A 20,748-nucleotide genomic window follows, 5' to 3' on the forward strand; every position below is an offset into this window, starting at 1 on the left:
ACCAATATCAATAAAGAAGCCGTAAAAGTCTTAAAACCGAACCAAAAGTTGGAGATGACAGTTACTGATGTCGACTTAGCGGGCGATATGCGTCCAACCTTTGGGGCGACAGCTGATGATTTACGGGTGATAAAAGATCTTTATCCACCCCGTATAACTTTTAGTTATCAAGTGCTTGAAAATGACAAAGTGATCATCGCGGGGGATGAAAAACTCTCCGACATGGGCTTTATGTCCGGCATTCAGTCAGTGAATGACAAGCCATTTATGTATGAAACAAAAATGCTCAGCGATTGGTTGAAAAAAACCGTTGCGCCTAAGTTGTAGGCATTAGTCCCATCTAAGCACTCAAGGCTTGAAGAGTCTCTTCTCGTTCTTCTAACAGGCAAAATCCGTTACTTGCGGATTTTGCCTGTTTTTTTGCCTTGGCACTTAAGGTCGATAGGCTGTGTTCATTGCAGTTAAAGGTATGGGCTGGTGTGAGTACGCCAACGCATAGGCTGATCAACTTGTGATAACAAGCTTGTCCTTGCCTGTCATCTGCTAGCATCTCTTGGGCTTGCCAATGTTCGGCACTATAGAAGAGAGGTTTATTGGTTTCAAAATCCGTCAATATCCGTTGGCAACGATCGATAAGTTGATTGCAGGTACTGATCACCACAAAGTCATCGCCGCCCACATGGCCAATAAAGCAGTTGTCCGTCTTGTATTTCACTAATAGATTGGCGACCTCGCAGATCACCTCATCGCCGCGGCAAAAGCCGTAAATATCGTTGTAAGGCTTGAACTGACACAGGTCAAAATAGGCCAAGTAGAAAGGCTTTTGTTGAGTTCTGAGACGTTTTAGTTCTTCTTGGATCGGCACATTACCGGGTAAATCCGTTAAGGGATTGGCATGTCTTGCCATTTTGATCCTGTGCTCGGTGATCCGCTGGAGCAAATCTTTGGTGTGGCCAATGCCGAGCAACTTGCCACGGCGCAGAATAATAAATTGCTGGGCGACGGTATTGGCGCTCTCCGAGGTCAATAACTGACTCACAATGGAGAGCGGTTCGTTAGCTTCAATTTGTAGCACTTGGTGATCCATCACCTCGCTAACCGCATGATTTTCATGAAGCGCCCGACCATAGGGGGTACTGAAAAGTTCGAGCAGAGTTGCTCGGCTAATAATCCCCAGCGGCAGTTGATCTTGCGCCACAACGACGGCTTGTAAGGTGGGTTGGGCGCTAAAGGTGTCGCTTAGGTGCTTCAGCTTGAGTGTCGGCACCACTGTTATTGCACTGGTACAGAGGCTTTCAGCGGATTCGCTATATCTTGGCTGAATTTGGGTGTTGTTAGGGACTAAGGTCGCTTTCATTGCGCGACTTGGTTGTGCCTCTGGACGTCCAAGCAAATAACCTTGGCAATAAACAATTCCTAGCTGCTTAAGTACGGCTAGTTCTTCTTGGGTTTCAATTCCTTCGGCAATCACTTTACAAGTAAGGCTTTGACAGAGTTCGACAATCGAGCGCACAAACTCTTGTTTAACTGGGGTCGAATCAATTTGGTGGATAAAGTGCCGATCGATTTTTACATAGTCGGGGGATAACTCTGACCACAGCCGTAAACCCGAATAGCCTGCACCTAAATCATCAATAGCCGTCATAAATCCTTGGCTACGATAGTGATTCAGGCAAGATTTGAGTAAATCAATGTCATCGGCGGGATATTGCTCCGACAGCTCAATTACCACTTGTGAGGGTGAAATCCCGAGTTGTTGCAACAGTTGCAGCGTCATACCTTTAGGGTGAGCCGGATCGAGCAGGGCTTTTGGGGAAATATTGATAAACAAGCGCCCTTGAAACTGACGTAGCTTAAATTGCTCCAGCGCAATACGGCGGCATAAGGTTTCTAACTCACTCAACTTGCCTTGATGCTCGGCGGTTTTAAAGAGGGGAACGGGTGAATAAAGTGGGCTGTGTTCTGGCCCACGACTGAGCGCCTCAAAGCCGTGGATCTTATGTTCCAATATATTGAAAATGGGCTGAAATAGGGGGCTGATTGCCCCCTTCGCAATTATCTTATCAAGCTCTTGTGCTAGATCTAAACTCGTCATTACTTCTGCCCCCGCAACAATGTTTGCGGAGTCTATGACTTAGAAATGACAAAATGATGACAATTTGTGCGGCTGAAAATCCACTCGTGGAAATGGAATTAACTTTGCTTTTTAAAGGCGTGCAACGTTTGCAGCAGCGCGGCCAGTTGACGCACTAAGGTTTCGAGTGCGACGGGGTCAAGGCTACTGTGTTGCTGCAATTTAGTTAAGTCATCGACCAGTTCTTGCACGTATGGCAAAAAGCGATTGCTTGAAACCATAAACCCTTGTTCGGCTGTAAAGATACTCGTGAATTTTCCATGGCCAGCTTTTTTCAATTCATCTAACTTAGCGTCGGCATCGATGGCTTGGCGATAGGCGATTTGAAGATTTTCTTTCAGTTGCTCTATAACCTTAGTGTGTGGCATAACAGCGTCTCATTGCAAAATTTGCAGGAATTATAAGGGGCAAAGGATATGGCAACAAGTCGGTGGCGACTATTACTCGTACTCTTAAGTGTTACGCTGTTTGCAAGTGGGATGACTTGGGCTGCATCGACAGATAAGCCGCCATTTTATCGTGTGCAATGGCAGGGGAAACCTGCTTATCTGCTGGGCTCTATTCATATTGGTCGTGCTGATTTTTATCCTATGCCTGCACAAGTTGAGGCGGCGTTCGCCAAATCCAAAGGACTTGTTGTCGAAATCGATATGAATAAGGTTGATAGCCGCGCCTTATTGCAAAAATACGGTATGGCAAATTCAGCGCAAGGGCTTGATTGGCAAAGTAGAGATAAACAAACAGTCGCTACAATGAACCAATATTGTGGGGATAAAGCGAGTTTATGTCAGTCAATTCAAGCTTTCGCGCCTTGGCTACAGGCATCTCAACTTAATCTATTACGCTACAATGGCTTAGGTTTTAGCACCGATTATGGTGTCGACATGCAGTTGCTTGGGCGCGGGGATAAGCCGGTTTATGAGTTAGAGACGGCTGACTCACAGTTTCAATTACTTGCCTCCTTCGATAGTCAAATCCAGTGGGCAATGGTACGTGAAGCTATTGATGCGCCGGATGCTGAGCTGCTCTCACTGGTTGATGCATGGCGCAGTGGTGATGAAGCCGCGCTGGATACGCTAATGCAGGAGCAACTGGGTGGCGAGGGTGATACACAGATGCTGGATAAAATTCTCTGGCAGCGTAATAAAGTCATGGCTGATGGGATAATAAGATTGATGGGTTCAGTAACTGATAGCGAGCCTTTATTTGTAGTGGTGGGAGCGGGCCATGTGGTTGGCGATAAGAGTGTGGTGCAACTCCTTAAGCAGAAGGGCGCGACAGTAACCGCCTGTTGGCGTGAGCAATGTGACTAATCATACTGATATTTAGTGATTTGACTGGGATTGTGCTTGGGACTCTGAGTTTTAACGCACTTGGTGCACTGAGTTAGGAGCAAATCATCGGGTGATTTAATAATACAGGACGCCAAGGCGTCCTGTATTATTTCGCGATATTACTCAGATGCTTGGGACGTTGCAGCGCTTTGCCCTAAAAAATGCACATAACGACCGAGCGAAATATAGGGCTCGCGTTGCGAATATTCGAGCTCCATCGCCAGCAGTTTTTGATAGTCAAAATCCGCAGCTTGCTGTTTTTTCAAATAATCGTGAATGACTCGCACGCCCGACTCGCGCAGCAGGGTCATGTTCCATTCGGCAAACCATTGTTTAACATCATGGATATAAAGCGGGTGCGTTGGCGTGAGGCGCACCTTCTTCTTCACCTTTAGATCGGCAGCTACATAGTCGAAATTACCCGACACGAGTGCATGGAATCGCATCGCTTCTTTATTATAAAACATCAGCGAAAACAGCCCATTGGGCTTAAGCATGGTCAATAAGCCTTCCATGGTGGTCTTGGCATCGACTAGCCATTCAACCACGGCATGGCAGAGGATGAGATCGAACATGCCATGTTCAGCAATCGATAAGGCTTGAATGGGCGAATGTACTAAGCTGATGGCCAATGGCGTGTCGCTGGCATCGATTTGCTCTTTCGCTTGGGCGAGCATTTCGGCGGAAATATCGCACAGTACGACTTCATGTCCGAGGAGTGCTAGCTTTTGGCTGAAGTAACCAAAACCGCCGCCGGCATCTAAAATTCGTAATTTTTTATCGCCAAATTGCGCTAATGCAGGAGCAAGATCGCGCCATAGCACGGCAGCACGGATTTCACCTTTAGGCGTGCCATAAATATTCTTCGCGAATTTTTGCGCGAGTTTATCGAAATTCTTATCTTGCACGGGTTAACTAAGTTAAAGACTGGGGGCGATAGTGTCGCACAGGCGGCATATTTTCGCACTTTTCCTGTAGCTGCGATGATTGTTGCTTGTGGTGTTGAGTGTAACTTTTTGATTTTAAAGGTGGTAAAAAATCCTACTTTACTTAGGGATACCCAGAACTCGATCCTCTAGGGTATAATCATGCCGTTTTCGATAAACCTGACTCTAATATACCCAAGCGACCTGAAGATATGAGTTTCAGAGCGTCTAGGGGGCTTCAATTCAAGGCGCATCAATGAAGGAATGTGAACACCTTGTGAATTGATGCAACACCGAAGTGGAGTGCCCTAGGCGCTCCGTCTCGGCGGGTTTTAACGCTCTTTATGCTGTGTTGGTTATTTTTAACTTAGTCCACTAGGTCCGCAAATAACCGCCTTGCCTAAAGAGCGTTACATTCCCGCTGAATCCTCATCTTCAGGTTGTTTGGGTATAATTGTCCATTCGGAGAGTCAGCATCAGCCCTTTTAAGACACTGTTTTGCCTGTTTTACACTCGTGATTTTTTGATTTTCCAGATGTTATGCATCTGTCCGGGGGTATTGCTGGCTATCCGTGCATAGGGATAGTTAATTAAAAGGTACTCAGACTTGAATAATGCATATTGTGTTGAATTGAACGCGATGCCGTCGCTGTTTTCTCTTTATCGCAAGATTTTCTTTGGCCGTAAACCCGGTTGGGATCAACAGCCGCTGCCTTATATCAAGGTGAGCGCGCCCAATGTGAAGGTGTCCGAGGCAAAAGTCAGCCAATATGCGCAAGTGTGTGGTTTTGATTTCGACGGTAAAATATTACCTCCCACCTACCTTTATGTGATGGCATTTCGCCTGCACGCGGTGATTTTTACCCATGATGGCATTACCTTCCCGTTACTTGGGATGATCCATTTAAAGAACCGTATTCAAGTCTATCGCCCGACAACGGTCGATGACGTGTTTTCCCTGGAATGCGCGCTAACAACCAGCCGTGAAACTGATTCGGGCTTAGAGTTTGAGTTTGTTTCTAAGGCCTTTGTGGGCGAAGAATTGGTGTGGGAATCGCTATCGACTTACCTCTATCGCATAGAGACTGCCGGTCGTCGCGTCCGTCCACCAAAGGCACTTGAAATGGCTTGGGACTCTCCTCAATCATGGGAGTTAAGTGAAGATTTAGGTCGTCGTTATGCCAAAGCGTCGGGTGACTATAACCTGATCCACCTGCATCCCGTGCTGTCGAAACGTTTTGGTTTTGACCGAGTGCTGGCCCATGGTATGTGGTCTAAGGCGCGCTGCTTAGCGGAATTGATGCCTGAGATTGGTGAGCGCCCCTTTGTGGTCGATGTTGCCTTTAAGCTGCCGTTACTGATGCCCGCTGAAGTGGGATTTGGTTACGAAAAGTCGCCAGACAAGTGGGTGTTTGAGCTGCGAGACAGTAAAGGTCGCAGACCGCACCTCAGTGGTGAAGTACAACTTTAAGCAGGATCAAGATAACGGCGCCGAGTGCGCCGTTATTGTTGGTGTTGTTTGAGGGGGATTTGCGGGGGTTAAGGCACGCTGTGTCCGGTTGATGCTTGCCAGATACTAAACCATTGCTGCCGGTCTAATGTGAGCGTCTGCGCGGTCACCGCGGTTTTTATCCTCGCGATATTACCACTGCCAATAATCGGTACGGGTCGACTCGGTAACATCCGCACCCAAGCATAAATCACTTGGCTGATATCTTGGGCGCCAATCTCATCGGCGATGACTGCTAAGGTTTGTTGCAAGCGAATGGCCTGTGGATGGCTATTGTCAAAGATTTTTCCGCCGCCTAAACAGGACCAAGCCATCGGCCGAATGCGCCGCTCCTGACATAAATCGAGACTGCCATCGTGTAAACTCGCCATCATTAGCGGAGAGATCTCCAGCTGATTAGTGACTAAGGGCTCAGTTAATCTCGACTGCAATAATGACAACTGCGCATTGGTGAAGTTAGATACCCCAAAATGTTGCACTTTCCCAGCTTGTTTTAAGTCAGCAAAGGCATCGGCCACTAGATCGGCGTCCATTAAAGGATCGGGCCTGTGGATCAGCAACAGATCTAAATAATCGGTTTTAAACGACTTTAGTGATTGCTCCACGCTGGCAATAATATGCGCTTTGGAGGTGTCGTAATGGTTCACGTAGCGCTCGGGACGGCAATTGAAGGCGGGTTTTATGCCGCATTTGCTCACTAATTGCATCTGCTGTCTTAATGCTGGTTTTAGCGCTAATGCTTCGCCGAACAGGGTTTCGCACTGGTATTGGCCGTAAATATCGGCGTGGTCCATAGTGGTCACACCTAGGTCTAAATATTGTTCTATCAGGTTAAGTCGCTCGGCGGGTGACATTTGCCAACTGTGCATTCGCCAAAAGCCGGCAACAAACTCTGAAAAAGTAAAATGGGATCCGTTCATGTTGTTTCTCTTTTGGGAATCTGTATTTTGTAGGGTGAAGGGCCTTGGTCTATTTATTTGATGCAGATTAAGGAATCGCTCATTAACCCTTTCGCTGGCTATATATCTTAAAGCTAATCACCTACTATCCGCCATATTCAATCAGCGGTGGCTGATACAAACTGTTTGCACGCTTTTGTTCCGTATACTCATTTCCTATAAAAGTTTGTATACCAAAGTTCCAGAGGAAAATATTACCCATGCTAACCGATATGGAGATTTCGCGCCGCGCGCATCTAAAAGATATCGCACAACTTGGTGCAGAGTTTGGGTTGTTGCCCGAAGAGATGCAGCTATTTGGTCATACCAAAGCTAAGGTGGAGCCACAAGTACAGCAGCGCTTAGCCGGGCAACCAAAGGGGAAGCTGATTATTGTGACCGCAGTGACGCCAACGCCCCATGGTGAGGGCAAAACCGTGACGACTATTGGTTTAACGCAATCGCTCAAGGCGCTCGGCAACAAAGTCTGTGCCTGTATTCGCCAGCCCAGTATGGGGCCTGTATTTGGGGTGAAAGGTGGCGCCGCAGGCGGTGGTTACGCCCAAGTGGTGCCCATGCAGGAGCTGAATTTGCACCTAACAGGCGACATTCATGCTGTCAGTAGCGCACATAATCTTGGTGCGGCGGCGATTGCTTCTCGGCTTTACCATGAGACGCGTTTGGGGCAGGCGGAATATGAGCGTCAATCGGGATTAAGGTATTTAGATATTGATCCTAAGGGTATTCGTTGGCACAGGGTGGTTGATCATAACGACCGTTGCTTGCGGGAAATTGAGGTGGGATTGGGTGAAAACAACGGTCCCGCTTATCATTCAAGATTTGATATTACTGCCGCTTCAGAGTTAATGGCGATTCTGGCGCTGAGCGGCAATCTGGCGGATATGCGCGCACGTATAGGTAAGTTAGTGCTAGCCCTTAATCGTCAAGGGGAGACCATTAGCGCGGAAGATCTTGGTGTCGCAGGTGCGATGACGGCGATCATGGCGGAGGCGGTAAAACCCACTTTAATGCAGACCTTAAACGGTGCTCCTTGTCTAATTCATGCGGGCCCCTTTGCCAATATCGCCCACGGTAACTCATCGGTGATTGCCGATGATATTGCGTTAAAGTTAGCCGATTTTGTGGTGACCGAAGGTGGGTTTGGTTCCGATATGGGCTTTGAAAAGTTCTGTAATATCAAGGCGCGTCAGTCGGGATTAACCCCGAGCGCCGCGGTATTAGTGACCACTTTGAAAGCACTTAAGGCCAATAGTGGCCTAACGTCCGATGCGGATATTAATGCACCAGACCAAGTCCGTCTCGAGGCGGGTTTTGCCAACTTAAACTGGCATATCAACAATGTAGCGCGTTACGGAATTCCCGTTGTGGTGGCGATTAATCGCTTTGCCACCGATACGGACGCCGAGCTTAACTGGTTAATTGAGGCTGTAAGTGCTACCGCGGCATTTGGTTGCGAACTTAGCGAGGCCTTTAGCCAAGGTGAAATCGGCGCCATTAGCCTCGCACAAACCGTAATCCGTGCCTGTGAGCAGCCAAGCGAGTTTCGGTTGTTATATCCTGATGATATGGACTTAGAAGCTAAATTATCGACCTTAGCTGAAGTGGGTTATAGCGCCGCAGGGGTGAGCTTATCCGATGCGGCTAAGCTGCAATTACAGGAGCTCAACTCGCTTGGTTATGGGCATTTACCTGTTTGCATGGCGAAAACACCCTTATCCATTAGCCACGATCCTCAGCTTAAAGGTGTCCCTCAAGGCTTTATGGTACCCGTGCGTGAATTGGTTCTGCATGCGGGGGCTGGGTTTATAACAGCATTGGTAGGTAATGTGATGACTATGCCAGGGCTTGGGTTAACCCCTGGTTATTTAAAGGTAGATATCACCGCAGATGGTGAGATTACTGGATTAGGTTAGTTTGTTAGCCATTTGAATGTAAAGATGAAAAGGCGCAATCAAAGATTGCGCCTTTTGTTAAGAATTCGCTTTGACGAAAGACTATTTGCTGGTTTGGTAAATATGTACATCGCGCTGCGGGAAAGGAATGCTGATACCCTCAGCATCGAAGCGCATTTTCACCTCACGGGTGATATCCCAATATACATCCCAATAGTCTTCTGGTTTTGCCCAGGGGCGGACGATAAAGTCGACCGAGGATTCTCCTAATACGTGCAACTTGATGAGTGGAGCCGGTACTTTTTGCACTTTAGGATGCGCCTCAACAATCGATTTTAGTACCGCTTCGGCCTGCTCAATGCTATCGCCATAGCCGATGCCAAATGTCATATCGACTCGGCGCTGGTGCTCGGCGGTAATATTGTTGATGGTATCCCCCCAAATCTTATTGTTGGGAATGATAAGTCTCTGGTTATCTAATGTTTTAATGGTGGTAGATACTAGGCTCATATGGCTAACGCGCCCCGATACGCCAGCCGCATTAATCAAATCGCCGACATCATACGGACGATAGATCAAAATCATCATGCCTGAAGCGAAGTTGGATAGAGTATCTTGCAGGGCAAAACCGATGATCACACCCGCGATACCAAAGCCAGCCAGTAAGGGGCCTAATTCGATACCAAGCTGGGATAAAGCAATCAGTACGCCGATAGTAAATACTGCCTTGCCCGAGAGTGAGGTAAAGAAGTCTTGTAGTAACTTGCTGAAATTCAACTTAGAGTTGCTAACGGTATTACTGACAATTTTTTTCACCAGTTTGCCTGCAAGGCCAGCGACAAACAGGATCAGAGAGAAGATAAATAACTTAAAGACCAATGTTGGTCCATGATTAATGGCTTGATCCTTCGCAGTATTTAGCCATTGCTCTATTAAGCTCGATGCCACATCAATGTTTAATACGTCCTGCGTAATATCACCTGAAATACTAAACAAGGTCTTTTTGAGCAAGGCTGTGTTTTGCCCTAGTGCATCCAGTAACTCGATATTGGTGCTGAGGCTCTGGCTGTTTTGTGCTAAACGTTCTTTTAGTTGTATCACGCGACTGGTTTGCGCTGCGGTAACGTCTTTCCCTGCATTGGTGGCATCATTTACCGCATTTTGTAACTGCTGTTGGGTGTAAGTGACAAAGCTGTCGAAGTTATCGGCGCGGTTAAGCAGGAGTTGGGTGAGCTGTGTTTTTTCAGCTGTTACATCTTGGCCAATTTGGGTTAGCCAGTTTAAGGTCTCAAGCCGTTGCTTGTAGTTATTGTCTTTGTCGAGTTCACGTTTGGAGATCTCGAGTAAGGTGGCCTCATCATCCGCTGTGCCAAGTTTTTGAGACAACTTGGTGATGAGATCATTAAAGTAGTCGTTAATTTTCAGATTAAACTGCAATTGCTCTTGGATTAGAGCCAGCATAAAAGTTTTATCGTAAGTATTATCATCTAAGAGTGCTTTAATCTTATTGCGTAACTGTAAGGTCTTATTTTGAATGCGATATTCAACAATGGTGCGTAATTCACCTTGGTATTGAGCTAAGCGCGCAATGTCCTCTTTAATGGCGGTCTGAAGTGTGGTTAATTCACTTTGGGTTTCGTTTGATGCCGAAGCGCTTGGGCTGGTCGTAATGGGGTCTGGATCTGCAGCGAATACCTTGGCACTCATCAGTAGCGGAAAGCTTAGGGCAAGTATCAATATTAGCGAGCGGCGCATAGACGTTATCTTCCACAAAAAGAGGTAGGTATATGATAGGTGTCGAGCTAAACCCTGTAAAATATCAACAGCATAATAGACTAACAATGTTTAAAATTTGTGCGCCAGTTTACAGCTTTAGGCCATAGAATGAGGCTCTGAAACCTCGACGCTAATTAGTTCGACTGAATGGGATAAGGATCTGATAAACTTAGCGCCCCATAGTTAGGAATGTACTTTACATGCTGTGCTCCCATTGTCATCTGTCGATTAAAATTGCCCAAATTACCCAGCAGCGCGGAAAGGGCTTTCACGCCCAAGTCCAATGTCCCCATTGTTCAGCGTGGCTTGGTCATAGTCCTAAGTTATTGAAGTTAAAATTGTTTGGTTTTTATGCGAGTGCCCTGACGGGCTTATACAGTTACTTCGATGCCTCGACGCGGCATTTTTTGATCCCTGTGATGATCTTCTGTGTGATGTTGCTGCTGGTGAGCCATTTTATGGATCAGCTGCAAACGATTGAGGCACCAGAGAAGGAAGACGATAGCGATCAACGGCAAAAGTATCGCTAGAGATGGGATGACACTGGTTTAACCCTGTCGAGCCGTTTAGGGGCCTACCACTGAGGCTCGACATTGTTTTACAGGGTGAACCTGTTATTGAATAACCTGTTCTTGACTCTCTAATGAGTGTTCTACGTAATAAATCCCGCCCAAAATGACTGCGCCGAAAATCACTATCCCTAAGATTAATCCTAAGTTTTCACGAAAGAATGCTAGCATTTTGGTTGCCTTTTGCTGGGTTGAATAGAATTAAATATTTAGCCTGTATAACACTGGGTACATAATAGATTCACTGACTTAAGCTAATCTTAAATAACTCTTTTTGCCAATAATGTGCTCTTTTTAAGGTGCCATCAGTTGCAATGGTAAATATCTTGTAACGCATTGCTTGACCATTACCTTATTGCAACTTACTAGCGGCCTGACTTAAACTTGTGCCACTTTTTACTATGGGGACGACTGAGTGAGACTAAATAGTCACTTAAGACGCACAATTTCGATATGGCTTGCCGCCGTATTGATACTGCTGTCTTTTGTTGCCTCAGCCCATAGTGTGACTCACCTTGATGATGGGGCGAAGACGCACTGTACGCTCTGCTTCCATCAACATCAGCTAAATAAAATTCTGTTCACAGCTCCGCAGACGCTAAATTTAGCGATACAGCGATTTGATGTTTGTGAGTTTGTCTTACCCGTTACCTTCTTCAAACACGTCAGTGTTTACCTAAGCCGTGCGCCGCCTGTTCTCCATTAAATCAACTTTAATATTTTAACTTATTGTATTTCTTGATGACTTAACTTAGTCATCGAGTGCTAGTTGTATTTTGGAGATATCATGACTGTTTTTAACAACCGAATTTCTTTGGTGGCCTTGGCGTGCGCATTTGCTTCGCCGACGTTATTTGCCGCTGACTCAAGTTTAACCAATCCGGCGATCAGTGCGGTGCTGAATGGCTATTATCAAACGGCTGAACGCCCATTGGCAGAAACCGCCGAAGGATTTGGTTTAGGTGAAACTGAGTTGGCGATGAGTGCCAATATTGACGACATGTTCTACGGCAAAGTGACCGCCGTCGTTGAGATGCATGATGGTGAAACCGAGCTTAATCTTGAAGAAGCCTTTATCCAAACCATGGCAATGCCTGCGGGTTTTTCCATCCGTGGCGGACGTTTCCTGTCGGATATCGGTTATCTAAATAACCAGCATTTACATACCGATTCATTCACCGACCGCCCGATTGCTTACCGTGCATTTTTCGGCGGCCACTACTTCGATGATGGCGTGCGCTTAAACTTTGTTGCTCCAACTGATCTGTATTGGACCATTGGCGCTGAAGCGTTCAAGGGCGACAGCATGCGCGCCGCCGATGAACATGGCGAACGTGAGTTTAAAAATGTCGGTGTGTACACCTTATATTCAAAAATCGGTGGCGATATAGGGGATAACAGTTCATGGCAGGCGGGATTGAGTTACTTACGTAACGAAAACGGTCAAGTCACAGCCCATGAAGAAGGCGATGAGCACGAAGACGAAACTGCCGAGGAAGGTCATGACCACAGCCATGCGGCATCTTACACAGGTAAAAACACCTATGGTGCTGATTTTGTGTATAAATGGGCTCCAAATGGTAACTATAAATACCAAAACCTGACGTTAAGCGGTGAGTATTACCGCGTGACTGACTTTGTGCCTACCGATCTTCATCCCGAAGATGCACCGAGCAAGGACTATCATCAAGGTTGGTATCTGAGCAGTGTGTATCAATTCACTCCTAGCTGGTCTGCGGGTGTGCGTTACGGCGAGGTGGATACCCAAGAGCTCCATGGCGAGCATTTTCATGGCCAGAAGTTAAAGGAATCTGAGGTGAGTCTAGCGTGGCATTCGAGCCATTTCTCGACAGTACGTTTCCAGTACACCAATCAGAAGGGAACTAACTTCGATGGAATCGAAGACGACAATGTTTTCACTATTCAATACATTATGTCTCTGGGGGCTCACGGTGCGCATCAATTCTAATGTTGTTAAAGCGGCCGCAGCGGCCCTGTCTTTCGCTTGTTCAGGCTTTGCCCACGCAGAGCTGAATGTGTTTGCCTGTGAACCCGAATATGCCGCATTGGCAAAAGAGTTGGCTCCAAACGCCAGCATTTATTCGGCAACCACGGCCTTACAGGATCCGCATCAAGTGCAGGCGCGCCCGAGTTTGATTGCTAAAATGCGTCAAGCGGATCTGGTGGTCTGTGCAGGTGCCGATTTAGAAGTCGGTTGGCTGCCGATGCTGCAAATGAAGTCAGCCAACGCTAAGGTTCGCTCTACCGATCAAGGGCTATTTTTCGCCGCCGATCAAATCGATACCTTAGATAAGTTAGCGAGTGTGGATCGCAGTATGGGCGACGTGCATGCTCAGGGAAATCCGCATATCCACTTCGATCCGCATCGTTTGCTTAGCGTCGCGAATGCGCTCAGCGCTAAGATGAGCCAACTAGATCCGAGTGAAGCGGCTAATTATCAAAAGGCCTTAGCGGACTTTAGCACTCGTTGGCAGGCGGCGATCCCTCGTAGGGAAGAGCAAGCCAAACCGTTAAAGGGTAAAAAGGTCATCGCCTATCACACCAGTTTTAGATATCTGTTCAACTGGTTGGGGATTGAACAAGCCGCTGATCTTGAGCCTAAACCCGGTCTAGCGCCGACCAGTGGCCATTTAGCAAGCCTGCTCAGCCGTGCCGAGCAGGGTGATATTCTTGCGGTGGTTGTGGCGTCCTATCAGGACGAACGTGGTGCTAAGTGGTTGGGTGAAAAAGCGAATCTTCCAGTACTGATGTTACCTATGTCTGTAGGTGGAAATGATAGCAGCCAAGATCTCTTTAGCCTCTACGACAGCGCGATTTCCCTCTTAAACGGGGTGAAATAAGCCTATGTTGGATCTGGAACTGATGTCGATCCTGCTGCCTGCTCTGGCAGCGGGGATCTTAGTGCTCTCAACGCACATTGTACTTGGTAAACAAGTGCTTAAGCGTGGGATTATCTTTATCGATTTAGCCATTGCGCAAGTCGCCGCGTTGGGAGCAATTGTCGCCCACATGGACCACAGGTTAGAAGACATGCCATTTTCTAATGTGTGGATGCCGGCCTTGTTCGCCCTTGCGGGGGCGGGATTTATCGCTTGGTTATCTAAGAGAATGGCGGGTGAGTTAGAAGCCATGATCGGTTGTTTTTATGTGCTATCGGCCGTGGCTGCTATGCTATTGCTGGCGAACGATCCCCATGGTGCAGAGCTGCTAAAACAATTGATGTCGGGCCAGATCCTTTGGGTGAGTTGGTCGCAATTAGTGTTACCGACAGTGGTTTATGCTGGGGTGTTGGCGTTGATTTTTTGGCGGCCACAAATATTAAATGGTGCCGGATTCTATCTCCTGTTTGCCCTAGTTATTACGTTGTCGGTTGAGCTGGTGGGCGTCTATTTAGTATTTAGTACCTTGATTTTACCTGCACTTGCTCTGAATAAATACCAAGGTAAAAACGGCTTGTTTTACGCCTATCTGGTCGGCCTTATGGGTTACTTACTTGGTCTGGTATTATCGGCAACCATGGATTTACCGAGTGGGGCGGCGATAGTCGCAACCTTGGCAGTCAGTGCACTGGTATTTCGTGTAGGCTTAAGCAAAATGGCTACAGTGAGTCAGATCTAACGCTAGGTTTTATGCTGAGTGTTAGGCGTTGATATTGATTTAAAAGCCCATCGATACGCTTATTGCGTGAGCAACGATGGGCTTTTGTTTGATTGTTAGCAACTCAGCTAACAGATGTAAACATTATATTGAGTCCCTAAGGATGGGTGGCTATACTGTCGCCACTTTCACCCTTGGAGTATGTCGTGCTATTAATTGTCAGATCTGTGTTGTTGGCGGTGTCATTGTTACTTGCATTTATTTTTGGTGGTTTGGTTTGCCTATTACGACCTCGTCACCGTGACAATGTACATATGTTCGCCAAGATCTTTTCATCCGCAGCGCCGATTTTAGGGCTTAAAGTCATAGTGCGTCGGCCTAAGGAAGTGCAGGATGGCCCCTATATATTTCTTGGAAATCATCAAAATAACTTCGATTTATTCACACATACTAAAGCCGTACCTAAAGGCACTGTGAGCTTAGGGAAAAAGAGCTTAGTGTGGATCCCCTTGTTTGGCCAGATCTATTGGTTGTCAGGTAATATTCTGATCGATAGAAAAAATCGCAATAGTGCTTTTGATACCATGGCGAAAACGGCGGAAAAAATTAAGCAGAATCGTCTTTCCGTGTGGATTTTCCCTGAGGGTACGCGCTCACGGGGGCGCGGACTGTTGCCCTTCAAAGCGGGAGCTTTCCACACTGCGATTGCGGCTGGTGTGCCAGTCGTACCCGTGTTGACGTCATGCCAAAGCCATATTGATTTGAACCGTTGGGATAATGGTGTGGTGATTATTGAGATGATGGCGCCAATCCCGACTGAAGGTTTGGATAAAGCTGATGCCAAAGCCTTTTCGGCTCAGGTGCATGAGATTATGTCGGCAAAATTTAACGAGATAAATCGCGAAGCGGCAACATTAATGGGTAAAACTATCCCGGTTGATGACGTATAATAACGCCAATTTGAGCCAGTTTTATCTTAACGGAGACAAGTCCATGTCTATTGAAAGTCAGTTAAAAGCCCAATTCGCCGAGAATCGTGACATAGTGCAAGCCTTGCTCGACGATGGCTCAGAGCCAGATGCTGAATACACCATTGAGCACCATTTTTCATCGAGCAATTTTGAGCGCTTAGAAAAGGCTGCGGTTGATGCATTCAAACTTGGATTTGAAGTCAATGATGCCGAAGAAATGGAATTGGAAGATGGTTCGGTGATTTTCTGTTTTGACGCTGTTGCTTATCACAAGTTAGAAATTCCATTATTAGACAAAGCGACCGAACAGTTATTGCAACTCGCAGCCAAGCAAAAAGTGGATTATGACGGTTGGGGCACTTACTTTGTTGGCGATGAAGAAGATGAAGACGAAGAAGATGATGAACAGGACGATGGTTTTCCACATTAATACGTTGTCATAATTCTTATAAAGCAAAAGCCCATCAATGATGGGCTTTTACTTTATTAAGCCTAATTAAGTGGAAATTGGTGCTGCATGTAGGACGCTACAATTTCGGCCTTTCTGTTTGGCCTCGTAAAGCGCTTTGTCTGAGCAGGAAATCCAACTTGAACTGCTCGTAATATGTTTGCCTATTTCACATACGCCAAGGCTGACAGTCACTTTAATCTTCAGCCCCTCATACACTACGGTGGATTCAGCGATCTTTTCCCTCAAACGCTCGGTAAAGTTGAGGGCATCGGTGCCACTGGTATTGGGCATGACTACCGCAAACTCTTCACCGCCATAGCGACCGACACAGTCGGTTTCCCGCAATGAATGACTCAGAAGATGGGCGATATGTTGAATAACCTTGTCACCTGCAAGGTGGCCGTAGGTGTCATTGATATTTTTGAAATGATCAATATCAATCATCACCAAGCTTGCTACACCGGAATAGCGGGCATAGAGATCGTACTCGTGTTCCAAGCATAGTTGCCAATGGCGGCGATTATGCAGTTGCGTTAATCCATCGGTTTGACTGAGACGCTCTAACTGTTCGTTGGCGGCCTTGATCTGCAACTTATTCACGGCGATATCGGTGACATCATAAATAATCACACTGATATGGGTAATTTTGCCGGTTAATGAAGCGAGAGGCAGCAAAGTCACGTTCTGGTACATAAAATCGGCGCGCCCAGTAATTGGGCGATAGTTTTTAAACTGAAACACGTAAGGTCTTTGTTCCCAACTAATAAATGCTCGATTTTTAAGCATAAAAACCGATTCCATTTTTTGCTTTAGCCAAGTAGCTGGCAAATCTGGGAAGCGGCTAAACAGGTTTTGACCTTTAATAGAATTGGGTGAAACGCCACTATGGTTTTCCATAAAGCCGTTCCACAGTTGGATATTATAATCGCGATCTAATACCACAAGACCCACTTCTATGGTTTGTACCATATCGATTAGCCAATGGAGTTCGTTCATTGCGCTTTGATCGTTTGACATAAGGTAAAGTCCAACTGATTAATCGAGTAAATAACCGAGTTTGTAGCTCAGTGTCGGAATAGAGTCTTCGGTAAAGAGCAACAGTAAGTCGCATTGAATATTATGATTTTCAATACGATAGTTGATTTCCATCGCTAATGTTCTGTGCCATTTTTCCGAATTATCATGGATAAGATCATTCACTGTACAGTGACGGCCCAACACCACAGGATGGGCTTGGCTGAATTTCATATCGAGTTGTTCTGAGATCCCATTCAGGAATGCACCAATCAATACGTTTCCAGTGTCGATCAGTACTTCAATCTCGGTATTCTTATCCTCAGGATTTGCAACCCCCATGAGCTTGGCCATATCTTTAAAGCTTGAATCATGGAATAACAACAGTGCTTCACCCGCAACTCCTGCTCCAATAAATCCTTGGCAAAGTGCTGAAACAGTTGAGCTTTCTTCTGTTGCTTTCAGAGCCATGGTCAGTTCGCTGACTTCGAGCACGTTCACATTTGGGATAGGTAATAGGACAAATACGTCGAGTAATTTGGCGAGCAAATCGGCTGCACGGCCCATGGCAACGTTAGCGATCTCTTGGCAGGCATCACGCATATCGACTTTGATCATCGGCGTGTCTTCCACCTGATCTTTCTGCGTTAGGGTAAGAATGCCGTACTCTTGGAGGATATTACTGATGGCATCAGCACTGACGGGTTTTTGGATAAAGTCCAATGCACCTAGAGCTTTAACACGTTCATGAGCTTTAATTTGTATGTCACCCGAGACCACAATGATAAGGGCGGGGAGATCGTTTTGTTGAACGGTTTGTAGTACTTCATAACCATCCATTACGGGCATATTGAGATCGAGGAAGACCACTTCGCCTTTACCTGCGCGAATGGCATCTAACCCTTCGGCACCATTGGTCGCGTAGGTAATCTCGACATCCCATTCTTTGGGAAGGGTGCGAGCCATTTGTTTACGCGCCATAGCGGAATCGTCACAGATGAGTACAGAGATTGTCATGCTGACTACAGATCCTTATTTGCCCATTTATTGAAGATAACACTAATTCTTCATGTTTGAGTGACGAATTATGTGCTTCGGGCAAGTTTGATTTACATCATCTATATATAACTTATAGATTTAATTAGCTAATTTTATTTATCTTGCCATTAAATTCTAAAGGCATAGTGCGATTAAAATTGTGGTTAGCTAAGTTAACTTCGTTATTTATCGCAAAAAATACCTCGATTTTGCGACCATCTATATGCTTAATCCATCAACAGATGTCTACAGTATCGATCCTCTATCATGCACAGATATACATGCTGTAGGTAAGCGGAGTTGCTAGAGATGCATTTTGTTCAAATTAGACGCTGGCATGGGCTGAACAGCATCGTAAATTTATTCTAACAGCTTCATAAATCAGAATTTGTTAGGTTTTAGATTGCAGCCTAACATAATCGCACACTAATACTTAACGGTGACTGACAATATTTTGACTAAAGTCAAAATTCGGCCTTATGTTACATGTTTTGGTTAATCATGCCAAACATGTTAACATTTGGTCTGGACTGACCAGTAGCAGGATATTTCATGGGTGAGCGTTGTGTGCAAGTTACGGTTGAGAATGGCATCGCAAATGTTGTGCTTAATCGTCCAGAAAAGTTCAATGCAATTAGTTATTTGATGTTTAGCGAACTTGATAAAACCATCAAAAGGATTAAATCAGATCCGCGTATTCGGCTAGTAATTTTATCTGGCGCAGGAGGTAATTTTAGTTCTGGCTTGGATGTCAAAAGCGTGATGTCTGCGCCGATGCAAGCAGTTAAATTGCTGTTTAAAGGGTTGCCAGGCAATGCCAACCTAGCCCAAAGAGTATCCCTTGGCTGGCAGCGTTTACCTGTACCCGTTATCGCGGTATTGGAAGGCTGCTGTTATGGTGGAGGAATGCAAATCGCTTTAGGTGCGGATTTTAGGATAGCAAGCCCTGACAGTAAGTTATCCATTATGGAGGCCAAATGGGGGCTGGTGCCCGATATGGCAGGCCTAGTGGCATTGCGGCAAATTATGCCAAAGGATCAAGCGATGTTACTCAGTCTCACGGCAAAAGTGCTCTCTGGCGAAGAGGCTAAAACCTTAGGTTTAGTGACTCAGTTAAGTGATAACCCAATGTTAAGCGCGCAACAATTGGCGGAAGAACTCCTCAATACCTCCCCCGATGCGGCTGCGGCAATTAAGCTGAGTATTAACCGCAGCTGGACTGCTTCGGTCCGTGCGTTGCTATGCCGCGAGTCATGGAGCCAAGTGAGATTGCTGCTTGGCAAAAATCGTACTATCGCTGCGGTTCGTCAGTTAAAAGATCCCACCAAACCCTACAAGGATCGCCAGTCTGGCTGGTAACTTGGTTGATGCCCTTAGCGAGAAAACCATGGTAAAGACTTCCTCAATGCTGAGGCTGCGTTGATGTGTCGAGCTTTATTTTTGTTCTAGCAAGCCGTGCTCGTAAAATTAGGGGATTCAAATCTCAATAGGCGCCGCTCATTCGGGCGGCGAATCCTCTTATGGCCGTTAAACAATTCTGCCAAGCGCTTTCATTATCCAGATTCAATGCCAGCGTTGTCTGCCGATAATTGGGTGCCTCTAAGGTCACTGCCAGCGTTTTACGTTGTTCAGCCGTTTCTAATGAGGCGGGGTGACCATCGGGTGATTGAATATCGAGTATCGGCATCGTGAGTTTAGCGAGCTTCTCGGCTATGGCTTGGTTGCGCGTTTCGTCTTCACTGTAGGGATTGATGACAATCAATACATCGGGATCGGCAATTTTCTTTTGGCTTAATAGGCTTATCAATAATCCAGCACTTTGATCGGCGGTGATCAGTACTCGTTTGCCAGGATAATCGCTACCAACGCTGTCGAGCTGTGACATGCTTTTAACGAGAAAGTCTTCTTGCTCAAGGAGATGCTTATTACTGTCTTCAGGCTTTACCTTTTGACTTGGTTTATTGGAAGGCGTGGTTAATTGCGCTGACCCCGCGGTCGCGACTTCAGTTGCTGGGGTGGCAAAATTGGGCGCTGGTGGTTCTGTTGGCGGCGTGAGGCTTAAGCTCGCCCAGCCAGCAGCATTGATATTACGTCGGACAAAGGCCATTAATCCGGGCGCATCGGCGGTGCCATTAGTGGCGGGTAAAATAATGGCTGCACCGAGTTTTTTTCGGCCTTCCCATGAGCGGACTAAGAGTTCAAGTGGTTGGTCATCTATGGTGATTTGTTTGATCTCATTGGCGGGTAAATAGCTGCTCGCTCTTTTAGCGGGCGTCGGTTTGTTGGGATTAGACTGAGCTGCTTCGGCACTTGGCTCGGGAGTTTGGCTACTGGGATCGGCGGCGAGTAAGCTCGCACTGGCTAGAGCTAAGGTGAGGCTCAATACCGAGGGAATGATACGCGCCATAGAATTGATAACCACCTGTGTAGTCTTATAAATTCAATTAGCTAGAGTATAACCTTAAGCAGCGTAGCAGAAGCAATTTTTGCTTGAGCTCGTGACGGCGACCGCGCACTGCGGCGCCTAGACAGACTTATGCGAAAAAAATGTTTATA

The 20,748-nt window shown here is 46.4% G+C and carries 21 protein-coding genes; 12 read left to right on the forward strand and 9 right to left on the reverse strand.

Features of this window, described 5'->3' with window-relative positions:
- Positions 1-327: DUF3016 domain-containing protein (locus tag L976_RS08495; protein ID WP_047540307.1), on the forward strand; the 327-nt coding region annotated here is incomplete at its 5' end.
- Positions 328-340: 13 nt separating this feature from the next.
- Here L976_RS08495 and L976_RS08500 read toward each other — a convergent pair.
- On the reverse strand, positions 341-2,095 hold the full coding sequence (locus L976_RS08500) for a GGDEF domain-containing protein (protein WP_037414097.1): 1,755 nt from the start codon (positions 2,093-2,095) through the stop codon (positions 341-343).
- Positions 2,096-2,193: 98 nt separating this feature from the next.
- Positions 2,194-2,502, reverse strand: coding sequence for a hypothetical protein (locus L976_RS08505; protein ID WP_047536014.1), 309 nt, complete (start codon positions 2,500-2,502; stop codon positions 2,194-2,196).
- A gap of 48 nt (positions 2,503-2,550) precedes the next feature.
- On the opposite strand from L976_RS08505, the gene L976_RS08510 reads away from it, so the two are divergent.
- On the forward strand, positions 2,551-3,447 hold the full coding sequence (locus tag L976_RS08510; RefSeq protein WP_047536015.1) for a TraB/GumN family protein: 897 nt from the start codon (positions 2,551-2,553) through the stop codon (positions 3,445-3,447).
- A gap of 140 nt (positions 3,448-3,587) precedes the next feature.
- Here the strand turns inward: L976_RS08510 and L976_RS08515 are convergent, their stop codons facing one another.
- Positions 3,588-4,376 carry a methyltransferase domain-containing protein gene (locus L976_RS08515; RefSeq protein WP_047536018.1) on the reverse strand — a complete coding sequence of 263 codons (789 nt, stop codon included), beginning with the start codon at positions 4,374-4,376 and terminating at the stop codon, positions 3,588-3,590.
- Between the two features lie 658 nt (positions 4,377-5,034).
- On the opposite strand from L976_RS08515, the gene L976_RS08520 reads away from it, so the two are divergent.
- Positions 5,035-5,865 (forward strand): MaoC/PaaZ C-terminal domain-containing protein, encoded by an 831-nt coding sequence (locus L976_RS08520; RefSeq protein ID WP_080612392.1) that lies wholly within the window; start codon positions 5,035-5,037, stop codon positions 5,863-5,865.
- A 68-nt stretch (positions 5,866-5,933) separates the two neighbouring features.
- Here L976_RS08520 and L976_RS08525 read toward each other — a convergent pair whose 3' ends face one another.
- A complete protein-coding gene (locus L976_RS08525; protein WP_047536021.1) occupies positions 5,934-6,824 on the reverse strand; it encodes an aldo/keto reductase in 891 nt (296 codons plus the stop codon).
- A gap of 239 nt (positions 6,825-7,063) precedes the next feature.
- Here L976_RS08525 and L976_RS08530 point away from each other — a divergent pair, with 239 nt between their 5' ends.
- Positions 7,064-8,776 (forward strand): formate--tetrahydrofolate ligase, encoded by a 1,713-nt coding sequence (locus tag L976_RS08530; RefSeq protein ID WP_047536024.1) that lies wholly within the window; start codon positions 7,064-7,066, stop codon positions 8,774-8,776.
- Positions 8,777-8,857: 81 nt separating this feature from the next.
- Here the strand turns inward: L976_RS08530 and L976_RS08535 are convergent, their stop codons facing one another.
- Positions 8,858-10,510 carry a mechanosensitive ion channel family protein gene (locus L976_RS08535; protein ID WP_047536026.1) on the reverse strand — a complete coding sequence of 551 codons (1,653 nt, stop codon included), beginning with the start codon at positions 10,508-10,510 and terminating at the stop codon, positions 8,858-8,860.
- A gap of 221 nt (positions 10,511-10,731) precedes the next feature.
- Between L976_RS08535 and L976_RS08540 the strand changes: the two genes are divergently transcribed.
- On the forward strand, positions 10,732-11,061 hold the full coding sequence (locus L976_RS08540; RefSeq protein WP_047536029.1) for a hypothetical protein: 330 nt from the start codon (positions 10,732-10,734) through the stop codon (positions 11,059-11,061).
- A gap of 84 nt (positions 11,062-11,145) precedes the next feature.
- Here the strand turns inward: L976_RS08540 and L976_RS23745 are convergent, their stop codons facing one another.
- Complete coding sequence (locus tag L976_RS23745; RefSeq protein WP_011621366.1) at positions 11,146-11,271, reverse strand: hypothetical protein; 126 nt, start codon at positions 11,269-11,271, stop codon at positions 11,146-11,148.
- Between the two features lie 244 nt (positions 11,272-11,515).
- On the opposite strand from L976_RS23745, the gene L976_RS23620 reads away from it, so the two are divergent.
- From L976_RS23620 to rraB, 6 genes are all read left to right on the forward strand, one after another.
- Complete coding sequence (locus L976_RS23620; protein WP_052183983.1) at positions 11,516-11,806, forward strand: hypothetical protein; 291 nt, start codon at positions 11,516-11,518, stop codon at positions 11,804-11,806.
- A gap of 81 nt (positions 11,807-11,887) precedes the next feature.
- The gene (locus tag L976_RS08550) at positions 11,888-13,069 is read left to right on the forward strand and encodes a membrane protein (RefSeq protein ID WP_047536036.1); all 1,182 of its coding nucleotides are present in this window, start codon (positions 11,888-11,890) and stop codon (positions 13,067-13,069) included.
- A complete protein-coding gene (locus L976_RS08555; protein ID WP_047536039.1) occupies positions 13,053-13,961 on the forward strand; it encodes a metal ABC transporter solute-binding protein, Zn/Mn family in 909 nt (302 codons plus the stop codon). Before L976_RS08550 ends, L976_RS08555 begins: the two co-directional genes overlap by 17 nt.
- Before the next feature lie 4 nt (positions 13,962-13,965).
- Positions 13,966-14,739, forward strand: coding sequence for a metal ABC transporter permease (locus tag L976_RS08560; protein ID WP_047536041.1), 774 nt, complete (start codon positions 13,966-13,968; stop codon positions 14,737-14,739).
- Positions 14,740-14,924: 185 nt separating this feature from the next.
- Positions 14,925-15,668, forward strand: coding sequence for a 1-acylglycerol-3-phosphate O-acyltransferase (locus L976_RS08565; RefSeq protein WP_047536044.1), 744 nt, complete (start codon positions 14,925-14,927; stop codon positions 15,666-15,668).
- 43 nt (positions 15,669-15,711) lie between these two features.
- Positions 15,712-16,119 (forward strand): ribonuclease E inhibitor RraB, encoded by a 408-nt coding sequence (rraB, locus tag L976_RS08570; RefSeq protein ID WP_037414069.1) that lies wholly within the window; start codon positions 15,712-15,714, stop codon positions 16,117-16,119.
- A gap of 66 nt (positions 16,120-16,185) precedes the next feature.
- Here the strand turns inward: rraB and L976_RS08575 are convergent, their stop codons facing one another.
- Both L976_RS08575 and L976_RS08580 read right to left on the reverse strand, forming a co-directional pair.
- Entirely contained in the window at positions 16,186-17,157 is a 972-nt protein-coding gene (locus L976_RS08575; RefSeq protein ID WP_047536047.1) for a GGDEF domain-containing protein, read from the reverse strand.
- A gap of 18 nt (positions 17,158-17,175) precedes the next feature.
- The gene (locus L976_RS08580) at positions 17,176-18,171 is read right to left on the reverse strand and encodes a response regulator (RefSeq protein ID WP_037414066.1); all 996 of its coding nucleotides are present in this window, start codon (positions 18,169-18,171) and stop codon (positions 17,176-17,178) included.
- Positions 18,172-18,744: 573 nt separating this feature from the next.
- On the opposite strand from L976_RS08580, the gene L976_RS08585 reads away from it, so the two are divergent.
- Positions 18,745-19,551 (forward strand): crotonase/enoyl-CoA hydratase family protein, encoded by an 807-nt coding sequence (locus tag L976_RS08585; protein ID WP_047536051.1) that lies wholly within the window; start codon positions 18,745-18,747, stop codon positions 19,549-19,551.
- A 124-nt stretch (positions 19,552-19,675) separates the two neighbouring features.
- Here the strand turns inward: L976_RS08585 and L976_RS08590 are convergent, their stop codons facing one another.
- Complete coding sequence (locus tag L976_RS08590; RefSeq protein WP_047536054.1) at positions 19,676-20,599, reverse strand: DUF3530 family protein; 924 nt, start codon at positions 20,597-20,599, stop codon at positions 19,676-19,678.
- Positions 20,600-20,748 lie beyond the last annotated feature (149 nt).

This window comes from Shewanella sp. ZOR0012 (assembly GCF_000798835.1).
Classification (GTDB): Bacteria; Pseudomonadota; Gammaproteobacteria; order Enterobacterales; family Shewanellaceae; genus Shewanella; species Shewanella xiamenensis.